The following is a 2,269-nucleotide window of genomic DNA, read 5'->3' as shown; positions in this document are numbered from 1 at the left end:
AGGTTCCCCATCTCGACCAGACCTACCAGTTTCCTGATAATAACCTTCTATATTTTTGGGCAGGTCATAGTGAATCACAAACCGCACATCTGGTTTATTAATTCCCATGCCAAAAGCTACAGTTGCCACAATTATGTCAACATCATCTCGAATAAATTTAGTTTGATTAATAGTTCTATCTTCATCACTCATACCAGCATGATAAGGCAAAGCAGATACATTATTTTGTCGTAATTTATAAGCAATTTCATCCACCCGTTTGCGACTATTACAATAGACTATTCCTGAGCCACCAACTGTTCTAATTATTTGTAATGTTTCTGCAAAAGTATTTTTAGCATTAGTTTTTTGACGCACTTCATAATATAAGTTAGAACGGAAAAAACTAGCTATATGAATATAGGGATTTTGTAAATTTAATTGAGCAATAATATCTTCTCGAACTCGTTTTGTTGCTGTGGCAGTTAAAGCCATCATTGGTACATATGGATAGGTTTCTCGTAACATTTGCAATTGTCGATATTCTGGGCGAAAATCGTGACCCCATTCGGAAACACAATGAGCTTCATCTATGGCAAAAGTAGAGATACCTTGTTGAGCATTAATTAACTCTAAAAATGGTAAAAATTTATCTGATAATAATCTCTCTGGCGCCACATATAAAAGTTTGATTTTCCCCTGCATAATATCTGTTTCTCGTTTTCGAGTTTCATTTAAGCCTAAAGTGCTATTTAAAAATGTGGCAGCAATGCCATTATCTTGTAAAGATTCTACTTGGTCTTGCATCAAAGAAATGAGGGGAGAAACAACTATTGTTAAGCCTGGTTTGAGTAATGCTGGTAGTTGGAAACATAAAGATTTTCCCCCACCAGTAGGCATGACAATTAATAGGTCTTTTTGTTGAAGTGCTGTTTCAATAATTTGTTTTTGCCCAGGACGGAATGAGTCATAACCAAAGTAATTTTTGAGATGTTGTTCTAATGATAGTTGATTTAATTTTGATTGTTTTTGTACTGACATAGTTATAATTAATTTAATAATTTATTCTATTGTAGGTTGGGTTAAGCGCCAGCGCAACCCAACAAAAATTTGTATAATATTATGTTGTAGGCCACAAAATAAACTTCGAGGAAACTTCCTGGAATGCCTGCTAAAGATATTTTTCATCAATTAGTTAGAACTGCTCTTGAGAATGAGGGGTGGATAATTACTCATGACCCCTATCGTATCGATCTAGGGTTTATTGATTTTTATATTGATTTAGGTGCAGAAAAGTTAATTGCTGCAACAAAAGATGGTGAAAAAATCGCTATTGAAATCAAAACTTTTCTGGCAGCTTCAACAATTTATGAGTTTCACATTGCGGTTGGATAATTTATTAACTATCGTATTGCTTTGGAAGAAAAAGAATCAGAAAGACGATTGTATTTAGCAGTTCCTTTAGAGATTTATAAGCGCTTTTTTAAGGTAAGCATTTCCTGCGGAATGCTGCGCAAACAGCTATTAGCGGTCAGAAAGCATCCTGGCTCGTAACTGTGAAATTCAGCAAATAATGAATAATTCTTTGCTATAAAGTTTAAGTGTTCTTCCTATGCGTGTCTTAGGCATTTTATAACTTTTTTTGCCTACTTACTTCAGTTAATAATTTATAGCTGACGGCTGTTAACGTAGTTCCTCCGTAGGAGGCTAGCTGACGGCTGAATGCTTACTTTTTAAGTATCCATTTATTCAAACTGTAATTAGTCGTAACCAAATCCCTTTAATTATTTATGATGTCGAAAAGGAGGTAATTAACGAATGGATAAATTAGATTTGTATCGTCAATTAATTCAGGAATTACTAACTGCAAGAGCTAAATTACGTTCTGCCAACGATCCAATCAAAAGTCAAACAGTTTTTGACCATGAAGGAGACCATTATCAACTTATTAATTTAGGGTGGAAAAATAACAATACTCCCATTTATGGTTGTTCCATTCATGTCGATATTATTGATGGCAAAATTTGGGTGCAACATGATGGTACTGAAGAGGCGATCGCCGACCAATTAGTTGAAAAAGGAGTTCCAGCGCAGGATATTGTTTTGGCATATCATCCACCTAATCTCAGAAAGTATACAGAATTTGCCCAAGGTTAGCTGAAGTCAGAAGTTAGAATAGGACTTACGCAATACAACGTATTTTCCTCATTACGACCGACAGGGAAGCAATCTAAAATCCTAGTTTTTCATACCTTATATCGGCGTTGGTAAATCAGGGTATGATATTTCC

2 protein-coding genes and 1 pseudogene are annotated in these 2,269 nt (G+C 35.0%); 2 read left to right on the top strand and 1 reads right to left on the bottom strand.

From position 1 onward, the window contains the following. Positions 1–1,020: RecQ family ATP-dependent DNA helicase (locus F6K22_RS39115; protein WP_293110357.1), on the bottom strand; the 1,020-nt coding region annotated here is incomplete at its 3' end. A 123-nt stretch (positions 1,021–1,143) separates the two neighbouring features. Here F6K22_RS39115 and F6K22_RS39110 point away from each other — a divergent pair. Then, positions 1,144–1,533, top strand: a pseudogene (locus tag F6K22_RS39110) (XisH family protein). A gap of 264 nt (positions 1,534–1,797) precedes the next feature. Next, on the top strand, positions 1,798–2,136 hold the full coding sequence (locus F6K22_RS39105) for a XisI protein (RefSeq protein WP_293110355.1): 339 nt from the start codon (positions 1,798–1,800) through the stop codon (positions 2,134–2,136). The last annotated feature ends 133 nt before the right edge of the window (positions 2,137–2,269 follow it).

The sequence above is a fragment of the Okeania sp. SIO2F4 genome, assembly GCF_010672385.1.
Taxonomy (GTDB): domain Bacteria; phylum Cyanobacteriota; class Cyanobacteriia; order Cyanobacteriales; family Microcoleaceae; genus Trichodesmium.
The sequence above is the reverse complement of the archived record's forward strand: the minus strand, read 5'-3'. Positions and strand labels throughout refer to the sequence as shown.